This is a genomic window from Gordonia sp. 34D (genome assembly GCF_056682775.1).
In genome coordinates this window covers 2,586,041-2,600,087 of the sequence record NZ_CM155293.1, presented here as the reverse complement: position 1 = coordinate 2,600,087, position 14,047 = coordinate 2,586,041, and the positions used below count along the sequence as shown (strand labels likewise).

At 63.0% G+C, this 14,047-nt stretch carries 15 protein-coding genes; 6 read left to right on the top strand and 9 right to left on the bottom strand.

What is annotated here, in order from left to right:
* The 7 genes from AC1L34_RS12085 to ramB form a co-directional block, all read right to left on the bottom strand.
* Complete coding sequence (locus AC1L34_RS12085; protein ID WP_424323881.1) at positions 1-1,221, bottom strand: oxidoreductase; 1,221 nt, start codon at positions 1,219-1,221, stop codon at positions 1-3.
* On the bottom strand, positions 1,218-1,823 hold the full coding sequence (locus AC1L34_RS12080) for a TetR/AcrR family transcriptional regulator (protein WP_424294657.1): 606 nt from the start codon (positions 1,821-1,823) through the stop codon (positions 1,218-1,220). The genes AC1L34_RS12085 and AC1L34_RS12080 overlap by 4 nt, the downstream gene beginning before the upstream one ends.
* Before the next feature lie 191 nt (positions 1,824-2,014).
* Positions 2,015-2,359 (bottom strand): cupin domain-containing protein, encoded by a 345-nt coding sequence (locus AC1L34_RS12075; protein ID WP_424323882.1) that lies wholly within the window; start codon positions 2,357-2,359, stop codon positions 2,015-2,017.
* On the bottom strand, positions 2,356-3,162 hold the full coding sequence (locus tag AC1L34_RS12070; RefSeq protein ID WP_424323883.1) for a class I SAM-dependent methyltransferase: 807 nt from the start codon (positions 3,160-3,162) through the stop codon (positions 2,356-2,358). Before AC1L34_RS12070 ends, AC1L34_RS12075 begins: the two co-directional genes overlap by 4 nt.
* Positions 3,163-3,236: 74 nt before the next feature.
* Positions 3,237-3,884, bottom strand: coding sequence for a class I SAM-dependent methyltransferase (locus tag AC1L34_RS12065; RefSeq protein ID WP_424323884.1), 648 nt, complete (start codon positions 3,882-3,884; stop codon positions 3,237-3,239).
* A 12-nt stretch (positions 3,885-3,896) separates the two neighbouring features.
* The gene (locus tag AC1L34_RS12060; protein WP_424294653.1) at positions 3,897-4,430 is read right to left on the bottom strand and encodes a carboxymuconolactone decarboxylase family protein; all 534 of its coding nucleotides are present in this window, start codon (positions 4,428-4,430) and stop codon (positions 3,897-3,899) included.
* Positions 4,431-4,487: 57 nt separating this feature from the next.
* Complete coding sequence (ramB, locus tag AC1L34_RS12055) at positions 4,488-5,939, bottom strand: acetate metabolism transcriptional regulator RamB (protein WP_424294652.1); 1,452 nt, start codon at positions 5,937-5,939, stop codon at positions 4,488-4,490.
* Positions 5,940-5,976: 37 nt separating this feature from the next.
* Here ramB and AC1L34_RS12050 point away from each other — a divergent pair, with 37 nt between their 5' ends.
* From AC1L34_RS12050 to AC1L34_RS12035, 4 genes are all read left to right on the top strand, one after another.
* Positions 5,977-6,738: a hypothetical protein gene (locus AC1L34_RS12050; protein WP_424294651.1), complete on the top strand. Its 762-nt coding sequence runs from the start codon at positions 5,977-5,979 to the stop codon at positions 6,736-6,738.
* A gap of 373 nt (positions 6,739-7,111) precedes the next feature.
* Positions 7,112-8,404 carry an isocitrate lyase gene (aceA, locus tag AC1L34_RS12045; protein WP_424294650.1) on the top strand — a complete coding sequence of 431 codons (1,293 nt, stop codon included), beginning with the start codon at positions 7,112-7,114 and terminating at the stop codon, positions 8,402-8,404.
* A gap of 153 nt (positions 8,405-8,557) precedes the next feature.
* The gene (locus AC1L34_RS12040) at positions 8,558-9,445 is read left to right on the top strand and encodes a 3-hydroxybutyryl-CoA dehydrogenase (protein WP_424294649.1); all 888 of its coding nucleotides are present in this window, start codon (positions 8,558-8,560) and stop codon (positions 9,443-9,445) included.
* Between the two features lie 268 nt (positions 9,446-9,713).
* Entirely contained in the window at positions 9,714-10,421 is a 708-nt protein-coding gene (locus AC1L34_RS12035; RefSeq protein WP_424294648.1) for a heparin-binding hemagglutinin, read from the top strand.
* Positions 10,422-10,484: 63 nt separating this feature from the next.
* Here the strand turns inward: AC1L34_RS12035 and AC1L34_RS12030 are convergent, their stop codons facing one another.
* Positions 10,485-11,345: a PPK2 family polyphosphate kinase gene (locus AC1L34_RS12030; RefSeq protein WP_424294647.1), complete on the bottom strand. Its 861-nt coding sequence runs from the start codon at positions 11,343-11,345 to the stop codon at positions 10,485-10,487.
* A 15-nt stretch (positions 11,346-11,360) separates the two neighbouring features.
* Positions 11,361-12,137 (bottom strand): TetR/AcrR family transcriptional regulator, encoded by a 777-nt coding sequence (locus AC1L34_RS12025; RefSeq protein WP_424294646.1) that lies wholly within the window; start codon positions 12,135-12,137, stop codon positions 11,361-11,363.
* A gap of 54 nt (positions 12,138-12,191) precedes the next feature.
* On the opposite strand from AC1L34_RS12025, the gene AC1L34_RS12020 reads away from it, so the two are divergent.
* Positions 12,192-13,496, top strand: a complete 1,305-nt coding sequence (locus AC1L34_RS12020) for a DUF445 domain-containing protein (RefSeq protein WP_424294645.1) — start codon at positions 12,192-12,194, stop codon at positions 13,494-13,496.
* A gap of 61 nt (positions 13,497-13,557) precedes the next feature.
* Positions 13,558-14,043 (top strand): helix-turn-helix domain-containing protein, encoded by a 486-nt coding sequence (locus tag AC1L34_RS12015; protein ID WP_424294644.1) that lies wholly within the window; start codon positions 13,558-13,560, stop codon positions 14,041-14,043.
* Positions 14,044-14,047 lie beyond the last annotated feature (4 nt).

The window sequence follows — 14,047 nt, the reverse complement described above, 5'->3', positions numbered from 1 at the left end:
CTACGGTGCCAGCGGGTCGGGAACTTCGCCGGTGCGGATCGGGCAGCGCGTCTGGCTGTAGATCGTGGGCATGCACAGATTGCAGTGGACACACTGCGACTTAGTTTCCGGGTCGGCTTCGATGCGCAGCGGCAGGTCGGGCTCGCGGAGCAGTGCCCGACCCATCGCCACAAAGTCGAAGCCTTCGTCGAGCGCGCGATCCATGGTGGCGCGATTGGTGACACCACCGAGCAAGATGACCGGGAGCGAGACCGACTTGCGCAACTCGCGTGCCAGCGGCATCAGGTAGGCGTCGTGGTACGGGTAGTGCTTTAGGAACACCGGCCCACCAGCCTTTAGCCCGGCGCGCATGATGCCCGAGAATGCCGCAGCGAACTCCTTCCGAGGCGCCTTGCCGTGGAACAGGTACATCGGATTCAGCAGTGACGAACCCGCCGTCGGCTCAATCGCGTCGATAAAGCCGTCCGCCTCGAACAGGCGGGCGGTCTCGCAGGCATCGTCGACGTTGAAACCGCGCCACGGCTTCGCGGCACGACCGGGCCCCGGCTTCCCGACGCCGTCGTACATGTTGAGTTTGGCCCACACGGCCACATCCGGTCCGACGGCCTCGCGGACCGATTCCAGAACCTCGCGCGCCAGTCGTGCTCGATTGGCGATCGGACCGCCGTAGTCATCGCGACGGTGGTTCAGCAGCGGCGACAAGAACGAGCTGATCAGGTAATTGTGCCCGCAATGCACCTCGAGCGCGTCGAAGCCGGAATCGACGGCGATCTTGGCTGCGGTCGCGAACTTCTTGCGCAGGTCGGCGATGTCTTCGACGGTCAGTTTCTGCGTCAATGACATACCCATCGGTGCGGGGATAGCGCCGGGCCCGAGGGCCTTGGCGCGGTTCGACACCGAGTTCGCGACGGGACCAGCATGGCCCAACTGGGCTGCGGCCAAGGCGCCCTCGGCATGAATGGCACCGGTGAGCTTGCGGAGGCCGTCAACAGCCTCCGGGCGCATCCAGATCTGGTGACGATCCGTTCGCCCCTCGGGCGACACCGCGCAGTACGCGACCGTACTGATCGCGACGCCGCCAGCGGCATGCTCCCGGTGAAAATTGATCAGCTCATCGGTGACCAAAGCGTCGGGAGTCATACCCTCGAAGGTCGCGCATTTGATGAGGCGATTGCGCAGGGTCAGCGGCCCCAACTTGGCGGGGGCAAAAGGGTTGGTCATCGCAAACTTTCTTCGTCGGAATTGGGCTGTGGGGCAGAGGGGCCGGACAAGCCGGCGGTTAAGAATTGGCGGAGGGCCGCAGCGGCCGTCGGAGGTAGTGGGACGCCCGGTCCGAACTGCGCCAGCAGCAGGGAGAATGCAACGCGGCAGCGTCGTCGAGCATCGGTGAGACTGAGTCCCGGGATGGCACGAGTCAGGGCCTGGGCCCATACGTCCAGGTCAAACCAGGTGGTCTGCCACTCGGCGGTGGGATTGGTGAGAACAAACCGCGAGAGAAGCGACAGTCGTACCGCGCCAATCGGGTCGGCGAGGAGTTCTTCCATCGGTGCGAGGATGGCGTCGACGAGGGCGGGGACGCTTGGCGGCCCGGCGATCGCTTCGTCGAGCCCGCCAGCCCACACCGAGGCCAGGCGAGTTTCCAGAAGATTCGCGACCAGCTGTTCCTTGGACCCGAAGTGGTAGTGCACAGCTGCGGAATTGGCGCCGGCGCGCGTGCAGATCCGGCGAACGGATACGGCGTCGTATCCGTCCTGAAGGAGCAGGGCCTCGGCGGCGTCGAGCAATTTCTCCCGTGTGGTTTGCGAGGGAGTGGTTGCGGGCATGTCGGTATTCAAACACAGATTGAATCGTTGTTTCAATCACTGATTGAATCTGCGGTGCCGAGCGGCGCATTTCTGTCACAAAGCGGTCCTCAGAAACAACCAGACCGTCACCGATCGGGGTGATCGGTGACGGTCTGGTCGAATCGTGACAGAAAAGGGGGACGAGCGGAGCGAGGAAAAAGGGGCGCGGGCTAGTGGCCGTGGATGACGATGAGGGTGACGGTGCCGTCGGTGACGGCGGTCAGTTTGTGCTTGGTGCGGGCGTCGACGCGGATGGCGGTGCCCGGCTGGAGGCGGACGGTGGTGCCCTGGACGGTGAAGTCGATCTCGCCGGACTGGCCCAGCACGATGATCGGGTGGACGGCCATGTGTTCGGCCATAACCTGTCCGGCCACAAATGACAGTCGGACAACGGTCTCCGAGTCGCTCTTATGTATCCGCTTAACCCACGGCTTGGGGCCCGTGCCGTCGGTGTTGGGTGCGTTCAGTTCCGTCAAGTAGCTGAAAGCACTCGGAGATACATCGAGCGACGTCATTTAGGCTTCCTCGCGATCAGTTCAATGGCGGCCATCTCGTGCTGGTACTTATTGAAGACGCTGCGCATCGCCAGGATGCGTTTGCGTGCGGCGCCATTCCGCAAGACGTTGACCACGATCTTCAGGGTTCCAACGATACCCTCGTCGGCAATGACCCGACGCGTCTCCAGCAGCGCCATCGGTGCGAAACCGACCTTCTCAACGACGAAGCCGGCATCTTCGAGAATGGTGCGCCACTCCCGCTCGGTGAGCGGTCGGGCATTCACCTTGATTGACCGCGCGAGCGCTTTGCGAATCTCCGTCTTCGCCTCGTCGGGCAGGGTGTCGGGATGTAAAGCCAACTCGTGGATCGCGTAGCGGCCGCCGGGCCGCAAGACGCGGAACGCCTCGTTAATGATTTCGGTCTTACCGCGATCGGTCTGCATCGTCAGCATCGCTTCACCGACGACAGCATCGGCGGAGTCGTCGGCGAGCCCGGTTGCCTCGGCCTCGGCCTTATGGACCGCACCGCGACCGGCGATCGCGGCACTCGTCAATGCGACGGCCTGCGGATCGGCCTCGATCCCGACGTAGCTCTTGGGGTTGCGGGAGAGGATCTCCGTCGCGGTCTTGCCGAGGCCCGGTGCCAGTTCGACGACGTCGGCGTCGGCCAAGTCGGCGTCGGCGAGCATTTGCTCGGTCAGCTCCAATCCGCCGGGCCGCAGCACGCGCTTGCCCATGCGCGCCAGAAGCCAGTGGCCGGGCAGATCTTCATCGCGACGTCCCTCAAGGGGAAGGGCTCCGGTGGTACTCGCTTGAGACATCGTCTCTCCTAACTGAGGGATCGTTCCAGAGTTAGGTTAGCCTCAGGTTGCCTACATAGGGAAGGGTGCCCTGACTATTGGGGCTTCGGTTTCCTCGCGTGAATGTATTGCCCGACGCCGGTTATGGTCTGTTCGATGTGCTCTAGGCCGAGCGACTGGAGTTGGACGAGCAGTTCCCGCTTGCCGAAAATCCGCAGGCCAGACCACCCGATGGCGGTCCCGGCGCCGGGAAGTGCGGCGATCGATGCCTCGACCGAAGTGAAGATGATCAACTCTCCGCCGGGCTTGAGGACGCGTGCCATCTCGTCGAGCACCGGAAGGGGATTCGGGATGAGATAGAGCGCGGCCAAACACATGACGGTGTCAATGGAGTTGTCCGCGACCGGGAGGAAATGCGCGTCTCCTCGCACATACGAAATCCGCGGGAGGCGATGCCGAGACTGTGCCTGCGCGAGCATTGGCATCGAATAGTCGAGGCCGATATAACGGCCATCGCCGGTGAGTCCGGCCGCGGCATCCTCGCTGTAATTGCCGGGACCGCAGGCGATATCGAGCACAGTGCGGTCGCCCGGACGAGCCAGGTAGGCGCGCAGGGCCCGATCGTAGTCTTGCGTTTCGGGGCCGCCGAGGCTGAACCCGCGGGTGAATACCGGGCGCCACAAATGCTCATAGATCTGCGAGAACGCCGCGTTGCCCATCAGCCGCTGCGCGAGTGACGTCACCGTTGTGCCCGTTCAGAACTGGTCGCGCGCGATGCGCAGCGTGGAAATGGTGGTGGCGAGCATGTCGTACTGGCCCACCAGCAGCGTGAACGCGATCGCCTTGCGCTCAGTGAGGTGACGACGCAGGGAATCCCACGTCGGATCCGACAGATCTCGCGTGCCGACCAACTCGTCGACGGCCAGCAGCAGGGTGCGCTGGCGGTCGCCCCAACCGGCGTCTGGCCCCTCAATGATCCGCTCGAACTCGGCGCTATCGATCCCGGCCTTGGCGCCCAACCGTCGGTGATGGTCGAGTTCGTAGTCGGATCCGCGCAGGTGGGCCACGCGAATAATGATCATTTCCGACTCGCGGCGCGATAGTTCACCGAACGGCATCATCCGCGACGAGAAGTGCAACCACCCGCGGAACAGTCCCTTGCTGCGGCCAAGCGTCGAGAATATCTTCGCGTCCCGGGTGCCCGCGCCAGCGGAGATCGCCCGAACCAGGAGCCAATTGATCGGTCCGAGCTCGCCGAACGAGCCAGGGGCAATGCGAGGTGTGCTCATGGGACAAACCTAGTCGACCGTCTCGCTCGGGGTCGAGTGTCTGCGCTTCCGTGACACTCAGGACGTGGTGTACGGCGAGATAGTGCTCCGGTGCTCTTCCAGGTGCAGTTCCACACCGAGCGGCGGGAACGCCCGCTGCGGGCAGTTTTGTCGATCGCAGACACGACAGCCCGCGCCGATCGGGGTGGCGCGGGCGTCGTCATCCAACTCCAGACCGTCGGAGTAGACCACCCGCCCGGCATGGCGGAGCTCGCAGCCCATGCCGATCGCGAACGTCTTGCCGGGCTGTCCGTAGCGGGCCGCACGACGCTCGACCGTCCGTGAGATCCAGAAGTATTGGCGACCGTCGGGCATTTCGGTGATCTGGGTGAGGATCTTGCCCGGCGACCCAAACGTCTCGTACACATTCCACAGGGGGCAGGTGCCGCCGGAAGACGAGAAGTGAAAACCGGTGGCGGACTGACGTTTTGACATGTTTCCAGCCCGGTCAACGCGGACGAACGTCCACGGGACGCCGCGCATGCTCGGCCGCTGCAGTGTTGATAGGCGGTGGCACACGGTTTCGTACGAGACCGCATAGAACGCCGACAACCGCTCGATGTCGTACCGGAAGTCCTCGGCGAGCCCATGGAACTGGCTGTAGGGGAGCACCGCGGCCGCCGCGAAGTAGTTCGCCAATCCCAGTCTGGCCAGCGTCGCGGCGTCTTCGGTGGTGTAGTTCGCGGCTGCCACGAGTTCCTCGATGAGATCGCCAAACTCCAGAAATCCCAGTTCCGCAGCGATCTTCATCGCGCGCTGACCGGAAGACAGGGCCGCGGAAAACTCGATCAGCTTGGCGTCGGGGTCGAAACGGTGCAGCACATTGTCGCCTAGATCCACGCGCCGCTCGATCCGGACCCCGTGGCGATCTTGCAGTCGTGCTGCGAGTCCGGCACGCAAGTCCGCCGAGTGCATCCGCATGCGGGTCGTGAGGTCTTCCGCGGCCTCGTCGAGTTCATGAATGTAATTGCGACGCTGATAGAAGAAGTTCCGGACCTCTTCGTGTGGCGCGCTGATCGATCCGCGCTGTTCTTGATCTCCGCGCCCCGACGTCGCCGCCGCCAACTGCTCCGAGACCACCCGATAGTGCCGGTGGATGGCGGCCATCGCCTCGGCGAGAGATCGATGCGTCGCGACAAAGCTGGTGACCTCGTCGGTATCGCGCGCGGCATGGTCGATGTCGAGATCTTCGTCGAGCAGCGCTTCGCGAAGCTCGGCGACCAACCGGACGTCGTCCTGGGGGTCGAAGAAGTCGATGTCGAGGCCGTACGCCTCGGTGATCCGGGCCAGAACCGATCCGGTTAACGGCCGGTTGTCGTGCTCGATTTGGTTTAGGTACGACGCGGAAATCCCGAGGACGCCGGCGAGTGCCTGCTGCGAGAGGCCGCGGTCGGCACGCAGTCCGCGTATCCGACCGCCGACAAACATCTTCGGACTGGCTACCTGATTGGGGGCCTGATTGCCGCTCATAACTGCCCATCTTCGCACTGCGGGGTACCGTGCCGGTGTGTCCCGCAGCTACTCGCCCCGCATCCGCCTGTCCCGTGTTGGCCTATCCCGCGTTGTCGCCGTCGCGGTAGCGGCCGTAACCATCGCCACGACCGCGGCCTGTGGGTCGGACGCCAGTGAGAACCTGTCGCTGCCGGACTTGCTGATCACCTCCGACCAGATGCCAGCGAATTTCACCGTGGCAACGATGACCGTCGACGACCTCATCAGGGCTAACCGGGCCACCCTGGAACAGTCGACGACCGTCGCCTTTGTCCCCGCGGAGTGCGCGCCGACCGCGGATGCGGCGTTCAATCCGCTGCTGAACGAAGGGAACTCGGCGTTGTTGGTGGGTACGGCGCAGGACGGCACGTTCAGTGAGCTGATTTCATCGGTGCGCCGCGACATCGATGCCGACCGTCGTGCCACCACTGGGCCGTGTCGCGTGGTGACGGCCACGCCGAGCAAGGGAACTTTGGCTGGAGCTTCGATCGTCACGACGACCACTGAGCTGCCAGCCATCGTCGAGCCGACCGTGGAGCAGTCGTTCCTGGTTCGCAGTGAGTCGAGGACCACGCTCCCGGGTGGCACGCCCCGCGCGCGAACGGGCCTGATGGGCAATGTTCTGGTGAAGCGGCCCAACGGGGATGTGGTGACCCTTCAGGTGGGCGTTTCCGCTCAGGAAATCGAATCACCCGGGGGAGCCGCCGCACCCGCACCAATGTCGGACGCGGCGTTTGCCGAACTCGTGCGCGACGCCATCGCACGCGCTTCTCGCTGACCTTCGTCGTTGATTTCTTTCGCCTGCGTCACATCTGGGGTGTGAAGTACAACACATTCTTTCGGGCCGCTTGAGTCGGACATTTCTCGACTATCTCGTCGGGGGCTGTCGGATGGCCCGAAGGTTTTCCCAGTACGCGCGTACTTTTTAGCGAAACCCGTGTCGCGGGCCGCTAGTCGAACTTTGCAAGATTTACAGAACTCGCCAGTAACCTGGTCGTGATTAACACCTGTCAAGGGCTGGACCTGGGACTTTGTCATATGGCAACCTAGTGCCAGGCAACGCCTCAAGGTGCCAACCGGTTCGCAAGAATCGACTGGACCTTAAACCCTCAAAGCGCTGCGATCGAGCAGTTCTAACGAAAGCGAAGGCTATGAGCAACGTCGGAAAGCCGCGTACCGCCGCGGAAATCCAGCAGGATTGGGACACTAACCCCCGCTGGAAGGGCATCACTCGCGACTACACTGCCGAGCAGGTCGTTGAGCTCCAGGGCAACGTCGTCGAGGAGCACACCCTCGCTCGTCGTGGCGCTGAAATCCTCTGGGAAGGCGTCACCAAGGGTGACGACAGCTACATCAACGCACTTGGCGCCCTCACCGGCAACATGGCCGTGCAGCAGGTCCGCGCGGGCCTGAAGGCCATCTACCTGTCCGGTTGGCAGGTCGCCGGTGACGCGAACCTCTCGGGTCACACCTACCCGGACCAGTCGCTGTACCCGGCGAACTCGGTCCCGTCCGTCGTCCGTCGCATCAACAACGCGATGCTGCGCGCCGATGAGATCGCCAAGGTCGAAGGCGACGACGCCGTCGACAACTGGGTCGTCCCGATCGTCGCCGACGGTGAAGCTGGCTTCGGTGGCGCACTCAACGTGTACGAACTCCAGAAGGCCATGATCGCCGCCGGTGCCGCAGGTACCCACTGGGAAGATCAGCTCGCCTCGGAGAAGAAGTGCGGCCACCTCGGCGGCAAGGTGCTGATCCCCACCCAGCAGCACATCCGTACCCTGACCTCGGCTCGCCTTGCTGCCGACGTCGCCAACACCCCCACCGTCGTGATCGCCCGCACCGACGCTGAGGCTGCCACCCTGATCACCTCGGATGTGGACGAGCGCGACCGCCCGTTCCTGGACGGCACTCGTACCTCCGAAGGCTTCTACGGCGTCAAGAACGGCATCGAGCCCTGCATCGCTCGCGCCAAGGCTTACGCACCGTACGCCGACCTGATCTGGATGGAAACCGGCAAGCCCGACCTCGAGCTCGCCAAGAAGTTCGCCGAGTCGGTCAAGGCTGAGTTCCCGGACCAGCTCCTGGCCTACAACTGCTCGCCTTCGTTCAACTGGAAGCAGCACCTGGACGACGACACGATCGCCAAGTTCCAGAACGAGCTCGGCGCGATGGGCTTCAAGTTCCAGTTCATCACCCTCGCCGGCTTCCACGCCCTCAACTACTCGATGTTCGATCTGGCCCACGGCTACGCTCGCGAGCAGATGAAGGCATACGTGGACCTGCAGGAGCGCGAGTTCGCTGCTGAGGAGCGCGGTTACACCGCCACCAAGCACCAGCGTGAGGTTGGCGCCGGTTACTTCGACCGCATCGCCACCACCGTCGACCCGAACACCTCGACCGCAGCCCTCAAGGGCTCGACCGAAGAGGGCCAGTTCCACTAGGAACTGATTCAACCTTTCTTCGCTAGAGGTTGACGACTGCTATTGAACCCGGGGCACTGGGAGGGATTAGTCCCCATGTGCCCCGGGTTCATTGCATCTATTGGACTTCCAGTACTTCGGCGTGACCGCGCATAACACGGCAGGAGCCTTGACATGACAAGCGAGAAGATTTCGCGCGTCGGCATTATCGGTGCCGGTCAGATGGGTGCGGGCATCGCTGAGGTCTGCGCCAGGGCCAATGTTGACGTGCTGGTGTACGAGTCATCGCGGGAGTTGCTGGCCGCTGGCCGAGCTCGAATTATGGAGTCGCTTGACCGCGGCGTCAGTCGCGGAAAACTGACCGAGCGTGAGCGTGAACAGGCATCGTGGCGTCTGCGCTTCACCTCTGACCTCGACGACTTCGCCGACCGGCAGTTGGTTGTCGAGGCGATTGTCGAAGACGAAGACGTGAAGGCTGCCGTCTTTGGTGCGCTCGACAAAGTGGTGACAGACCCGAATGCGGTCCTCGCCTCAAATACTTCGTCCATCCCGATCATGAAGTTGGGGATGGCCACCGAGAATGCGCACCGCGTGATCGGAATGCACTTCTTTAATCCCGTTCCGGTGCTGCCCTTGGTTGAACTAGTGACGACGCTGATGACCTCCGACGAGGTCAGCGCGCGGGCCGAAGCATTCGCCTACGACGTCCTCGGTAAGCAGGTGGTCCGCTCGGCGGATCGCTCGGGTTTCGTCGTCAACGCACTCCTGGTTCCGTACCTGCTGTCGGCGGTGCGGATGGTCGAGAGCGGCTTTGCGACAGTGGAAGATATCGACAAGGCGATGGTGCTCGGATGCGCCCACCCGATGGGCCCGTTGAAGCTCGCCGATCTGGTTGGACTCGACACCGTCAAGGCGATTGCCGACAAAATGTACGACGAGTTCAAGGAGCCGCTGTACTCGCCGCCATCGGTGCTGCTGCGGATGGTGGAGGCTGGACGACTGGGGAAGAAGTCGGGCCACGGTTTCTACACGTACGACGAGCCGGCCGTCGTGTCGCGCTGAAGCGCTTGCCGCTGGTTGTCGCACTGGGTGCTGACAACTCGGGGAAGACTGGGACTCTGCGGCCGACGTTTGCTAGCGGTTAGCTAATTTAATCAGGCTGGTGGGAATGTAGCGACCAGCTAACTCCGCTGTTCAGACGACAAAAATTCACGAGTCTGCCGGCGAACTCCCGGTGATATGGACCACTCTGCTAGCTGTAGCGCTAGCTTTAGTTAGCACTTTGCGGCATGCTGGTATTACCCGATCCAAAGCAATGCAAGGAGTTGCCATGAGCACCGCCGAACGTACTTTCCCCACCCCGGTCTACGCCGTCGTCGGCGCTGGCGATGTCGCTGTCCAGGAAGTCAAGGACGCACTCGCCGAGCTGAAGGCCCGCGCACAGGCTTCGCGTGAGCGCACCCAGGCTCGTCTCGACGAGACTCGTACCCGCTTGACTGAACTGCCGACCGACTTCCCGAGCATCGAGGAAATCCGCGGCAAGCTGACCACCGAGGAAATCCTCAAGGTCGCAAACCCGTACATCGAGGCCACAACCGGCCTGTACAACACGCTTGCTGAGCGCGGCGAAGGCGCTGTGGAGCGTCTCCGTCAGACCCCGTACGTCGAGGAGAACATCGCTCGCGTCGAGAAGGTCTACCAGGAAGCTGTTGAGCTGACCGAGGATGCGCTCGGCGCCGTCTCGTCGCAGACCCGCTCCGTCGGCGAGCGCGCTGCTGCTCTGGCTGGCCGCGCTGCCGATCGCGTTGAAGATGCCGCTGTTGCCGCAGACGAGGTTTCGGACAAGCTGCTCGACGCCGCTGCTGACATCGAAGAAGCAGGAGTCAAGGCCAAGGCTGACGCCGATGCCGCCGCTAAGAAGGTCAGCGCCGCTGCCACCCGCAAGCCGGCCGCTGCAGCGAAGCCTGCTGCGAAGAAGGCTGCTCCCGCCAAGAAGGCTGCTCCCGCAGCCAAGAAGGCAGAGCCCACCGCTAAGTAAGACCAGTTGTAGAAACTGAGCCCCGACACGTCACGGTGTCGGGGCTCAGTTGCGTCTTCCCGCTTAACTCATCTCGGCGACGCGCCGCTTTTCGACCTTCACGTCGAACTGTGCGGGCGGCCACTCCAAGTCGAGTGAATCCAGTGCATCCAGCAGCAGTTCGGACACGGCTAGGCGCGAGAACCATTTGCGGTCGGCCGGAATCATGAACCACGGCGCAGTTTCGGTGTCGGTGAGATCGAATATGTCCTGGTAGGCCGCGAGATAGTCGTCCCAAAGGGCGCGCTCGTCGACGTCGTTCGGATTGTACTTCCAGAACTTATCGGGCCGCTCTAGACGCTCGGTGAGGCGAGCGCGCTGCTCCTCCTTTGACACGACCAGCGCGCACTTAATGACCGTTGTGCCGGCGGCAACCAGTTCGGCTTCGAAATCGTTGATCAGTTGGTAGCGAGCCCGCCAGGTGTCCTCGGGAACCAGATTGTGAACCCGAACAGGCAGCACATCTTCGTAATGTGAACGGTCAAAGATGCCGATCCTGCCAGCGCCCGGAAGTGCGCGGTGGATGCGCCACAGAAAGTCGTGGGAGAGTTCCTCGGCGGTGGGTTTTCCGAAGCCGACTACGGACAAACCCTGCGGATCCATCAATCCTCCGACGTGCCGGACGATGCCACCCTTGCCTGCGGTATCCATGCCTTGCAGCACCAGCAGCACCGAGCGGTTGCCGCCCGAGCGGCCTTCGGCGTAAAGCATCTCCTGCAACTGCGCCAACCGCTCACCGGTCTTGGCGAGGAGGGCTTCGCCGTCGCCCCGGTCGCCGTCGAATCCCGGCGTCGAATTCGCATCAAAATCGCTGATGGGACCGGTGTTGCGCACGCGCAACGCAGACGAAGGCGGAACCGACCACAAAGAACCTGAACTACTCACAAGTGGAGCCTCTCACTATTCGCTGGTGTCGACGGGGAGGAACATTGGCGGATTCGCAGAAAAGCGTTCGCTGTCACCGTCGGCGTTCACAATCGCGACGACGCCGCCCCAGATAAGCATCGTCAACTGGTCGGCCATGGCTTCCGACGTCTGGTCTGGGGCCGCAATCCACTCCTGTACCGCGTTCGTGACCGCACCAACCATCGCCTGCGCCCAAATAGCGGCGCCGGCGGTGCTGGCGCCGCGGGACGCGAGTCGCGACCGCAACGTGGAGGCGAGGGCCCCGGCAAAGATGCGTTCGGCATCGGCGGCCACCGCACGACTGCCAGCGGGGCGGTTCATGGTGAACCGGTAAACGTTCGGATCGGTCGAGACGATGTCGACATAGACGTGGATTACCGCGCGGACGAGCGGGTAATCGCCGATGTCTCCGGAGAGTGCTTCGATCAGGCGGGGCAGCACTGTCGTTTGCACGTAGGCGAGCGTGACCGCTGCGGCCAGGTCGTTCTTGTCGGCGAAATAGCGGTACAGGACCGTCTTCGACACCCCAATGTGGCGGGCGATGTCGTCCATCCCCGCATCCGGGCCTAGCGCGCGGACGGCGTCGATCGTGCCGGTGGTTAATTCGGCCCGACGTTCCTGCTTGTGAGCCTCCCAACGCTGCTTGCGGCCGTCCGAAGCGACGGCTTCCACGGCGGGGGTGAGGATGCGCTGTTCCAGTTCGCGGGTCAGGACAGCGGCCGCATTCACGGCGGCGCGTGCGGCATTTGTGGGGATCGGCGGGTTGGGCATCACTAGAAAGACTAGTAGTTTGTGCGGAACACTGGATGAGTGTCGTCAACCTTCATGCAACCTCAGAGTGCTCCCGCGTCACTGTCAGTGCCTGCTGGGCTGACCGAGGCCGATGCAAAACGTGCCCGTGACCTGCGACGAATGAAGATCGTCGCCACCGGCCTGCTGGTTTTCGCGGCAGTAATCTATTTCGTTATGCGGTGGCTGGAACACCGCGACGGTGCCGACGTCGCGACGTGGGTTGGCTACGTTAGGGCCACGGCGGAGGCCGGGATGGTTGGCGCATTGGCCGACTGGTTTGCCGTGACTGCACTATTTCGACAGCCGCTCGGACTGCCGATTCCGCACACCGCGCTGATCCCTCGCAAGAAGGACCAGATCGGTGATCAGTTGGGTGGTTTCGTCCAAGAGAACTTCATGACGCGCGAGGTGATCGAGACGCGCGTCGAATCACTCGACCTACCGCGCCGACTCGCGTCGTGGGTTGCCGATCCGGCCAACAAACAGCGCGTGAACGACGAAGTGTCGCGGGTGTTCCGGCTGGGTTCGGAAATGCTCGGCGATGAAGACATCGAACGTTTTATCCAGGCAGTTTTGAAATGGGCGGCAGAACCGGTCTGGGCGCCGCCAGCCGGGCGCATTCTCGAACAACTGGTTTCCGAGGACCGGCTGGAACCGGTCATCCAGTTGGCGTGCGACCGTGCCCACGAGTGGGCGCTCGGTTCGCAGGCCCTGGTGGATCGAGTGGTGGACCGGGACGGTCCGGCCTGGACGCCGAAGTTCGTCAACAATCTGGTCGGCGACAAAATCTATCGCGAGCTCACCGAATTCACCTACAAGGTGCGGTCGGATCCGAACCATGAATTGCGGCTCGCGATGGGCAAGTTTGTCGCCGACTTTGCTCAAGACCTGCAATATGACGACGCCATGATCGCCAAGTTTGAGGGGCTCAAAGAAGAACTGCTTGGGCGCGATGAAGTGACGGGCGCGGCGTCGACCGCATGGCAGGCTGGCAAGGCCGTCATCGAGCAGATGCTCGACGACCCCGCATCCACGCTGCGCACCTCGCTGTCCGACGCCGTTGTGCAGTTGGCTCAGCGGATCCGCGACGACGAACCGCTGCAGGCAAAAATGAACGGCTGGACAGTTCGAGGTGCACGCCACATCGCTGACAACTATTCGTCCGAGATCATCTCGGTCATCACCGAAACTGTGCGCGGCTGGGATGCGGAGGAGACCAGTCGGAAGATTGAACTGCAGGTGGGGCGTGATTTGCAGTTCATTCGGATCAACGGCACCGTTGTCGGCTCCCTGGCGGGTCTCACGATCTATACGGTTTCCGTTCTCCTGTTCTCCTAGCGGTGCTTGCATCTGTTAGCGGGCGGCGGTGATACTTGACCGCAGGAGGCATTACGTCCACATGACATCCGATCCAAAGCATCCAGACCGGGCACCCGATGCAGGCACCGTTGAGGCGGTCGCCAACGCGGCGCAAGATATTGGCGAGTTCATTCGCAGCCAACGACTCTCGGCCAAGGTTTCGCTTCGCCAACTTGCCGAGCGCGCCGGGGTGAGCAACCCGTACCTGTCGCAGATCGAACGTGGTCTGCGTAAACCGTCCGCAGACGTGCTTTCGCAGATCGCCAAGGGGCTGCGCGTTTCGGCGGAGGTTCTCTACGTCCGGGCCGGGATCTTGGAGGCGCGGCCAGCCAGCCCGGTCCGGGATGCGCTGCTCGCCGACAGTTCCATCAGCGAACGGCAAAAGCAGATGCTGTTGGAAATCTACGATTCCTTCCGCCGCGAGAACCCGACGTCGGAAACCGACGGCGCGGTCGCCGCGACTGCCGATTCGCCACGTGCCGAATCTGCGGTCACTGCCGATTCCGAGTCGGCCTCAAGTGACTAAGGTG

What these genes read in the sequence shown, in the direction of transcription:
- AC1L34_RS12025 (WP_424294646.1), bottom strand. Translation starts at nt 12,137, where the DNA reads ATGCCCAACCCGCCGATCCCCACAAATGCCGCACGCGCCGCCGTGAAT.
- AC1L34_RS12060 (WP_424294653.1), bottom strand. Translation starts at nt 4,430, where the DNA reads ATGAGCACACCTCGCATTGCCCCTGGCTCGTTCGGCGAGCTCGGACCG.
- AC1L34_RS12075 (WP_424323882.1), bottom strand. Translation starts at nt 2,359, where the DNA reads ATGACGTCGCTCGATGTATCTCCGAGTGCTTTCAGCTACTTGACGGAA.
- AC1L34_RS12080 (WP_424294657.1), bottom strand. Translation starts at nt 1,823, where the DNA reads ATGCCCGCAACCACTCCCTCGCAAACCACACGGGAGAAATTGCTCGAC.
- AC1L34_RS12015 (WP_424294644.1), top strand. Translation starts at nt 13,558, where the DNA reads ATGACATCCGATCCAAAGCATCCAGACCGGGCACCCGATGCAGGCACC.
- AC1L34_RS12070 (WP_424323883.1), bottom strand. Translation starts at nt 3,162, where the DNA reads ATGTCTCAAGCGAGTACCACCGGAGCCCTTCCCCTTGAGGGACGTCGC.
- AC1L34_RS12035 (WP_424294648.1), top strand. Translation starts at nt 9,714, where the DNA reads ATGAGCACCGCCGAACGTACTTTCCCCACCCCGGTCTACGCCGTCGTC.
- ramB (WP_424294652.1), bottom strand. Translation starts at nt 5,939, where the DNA reads ATGAGCGGCAATCAGGCCCCCAATCAGGTAGCCAGTCCGAAGATGTTT.
- AC1L34_RS12040 (WP_424294649.1), top strand. Translation starts at nt 8,558, where the DNA reads ATGACAAGCGAGAAGATTTCGCGCGTCGGCATTATCGGTGCCGGTCAG.
- aceA (WP_424294650.1), top strand. Translation starts at nt 7,112, where the DNA reads ATGAGCAACGTCGGAAAGCCGCGTACCGCCGCGGAAATCCAGCAGGAT.
- AC1L34_RS12085 (WP_424323881.1), bottom strand. Translation starts at nt 1,221, where the DNA reads ATGACCAACCCTTTTGCCCCCGCCAAGTTGGGGCCGCTGACCCTGCGC.
- AC1L34_RS12020 (WP_424294645.1), top strand. Translation starts at nt 12,192, where the DNA reads ATGCAACCTCAGAGTGCTCCCGCGTCACTGTCAGTGCCTGCTGGGCTG.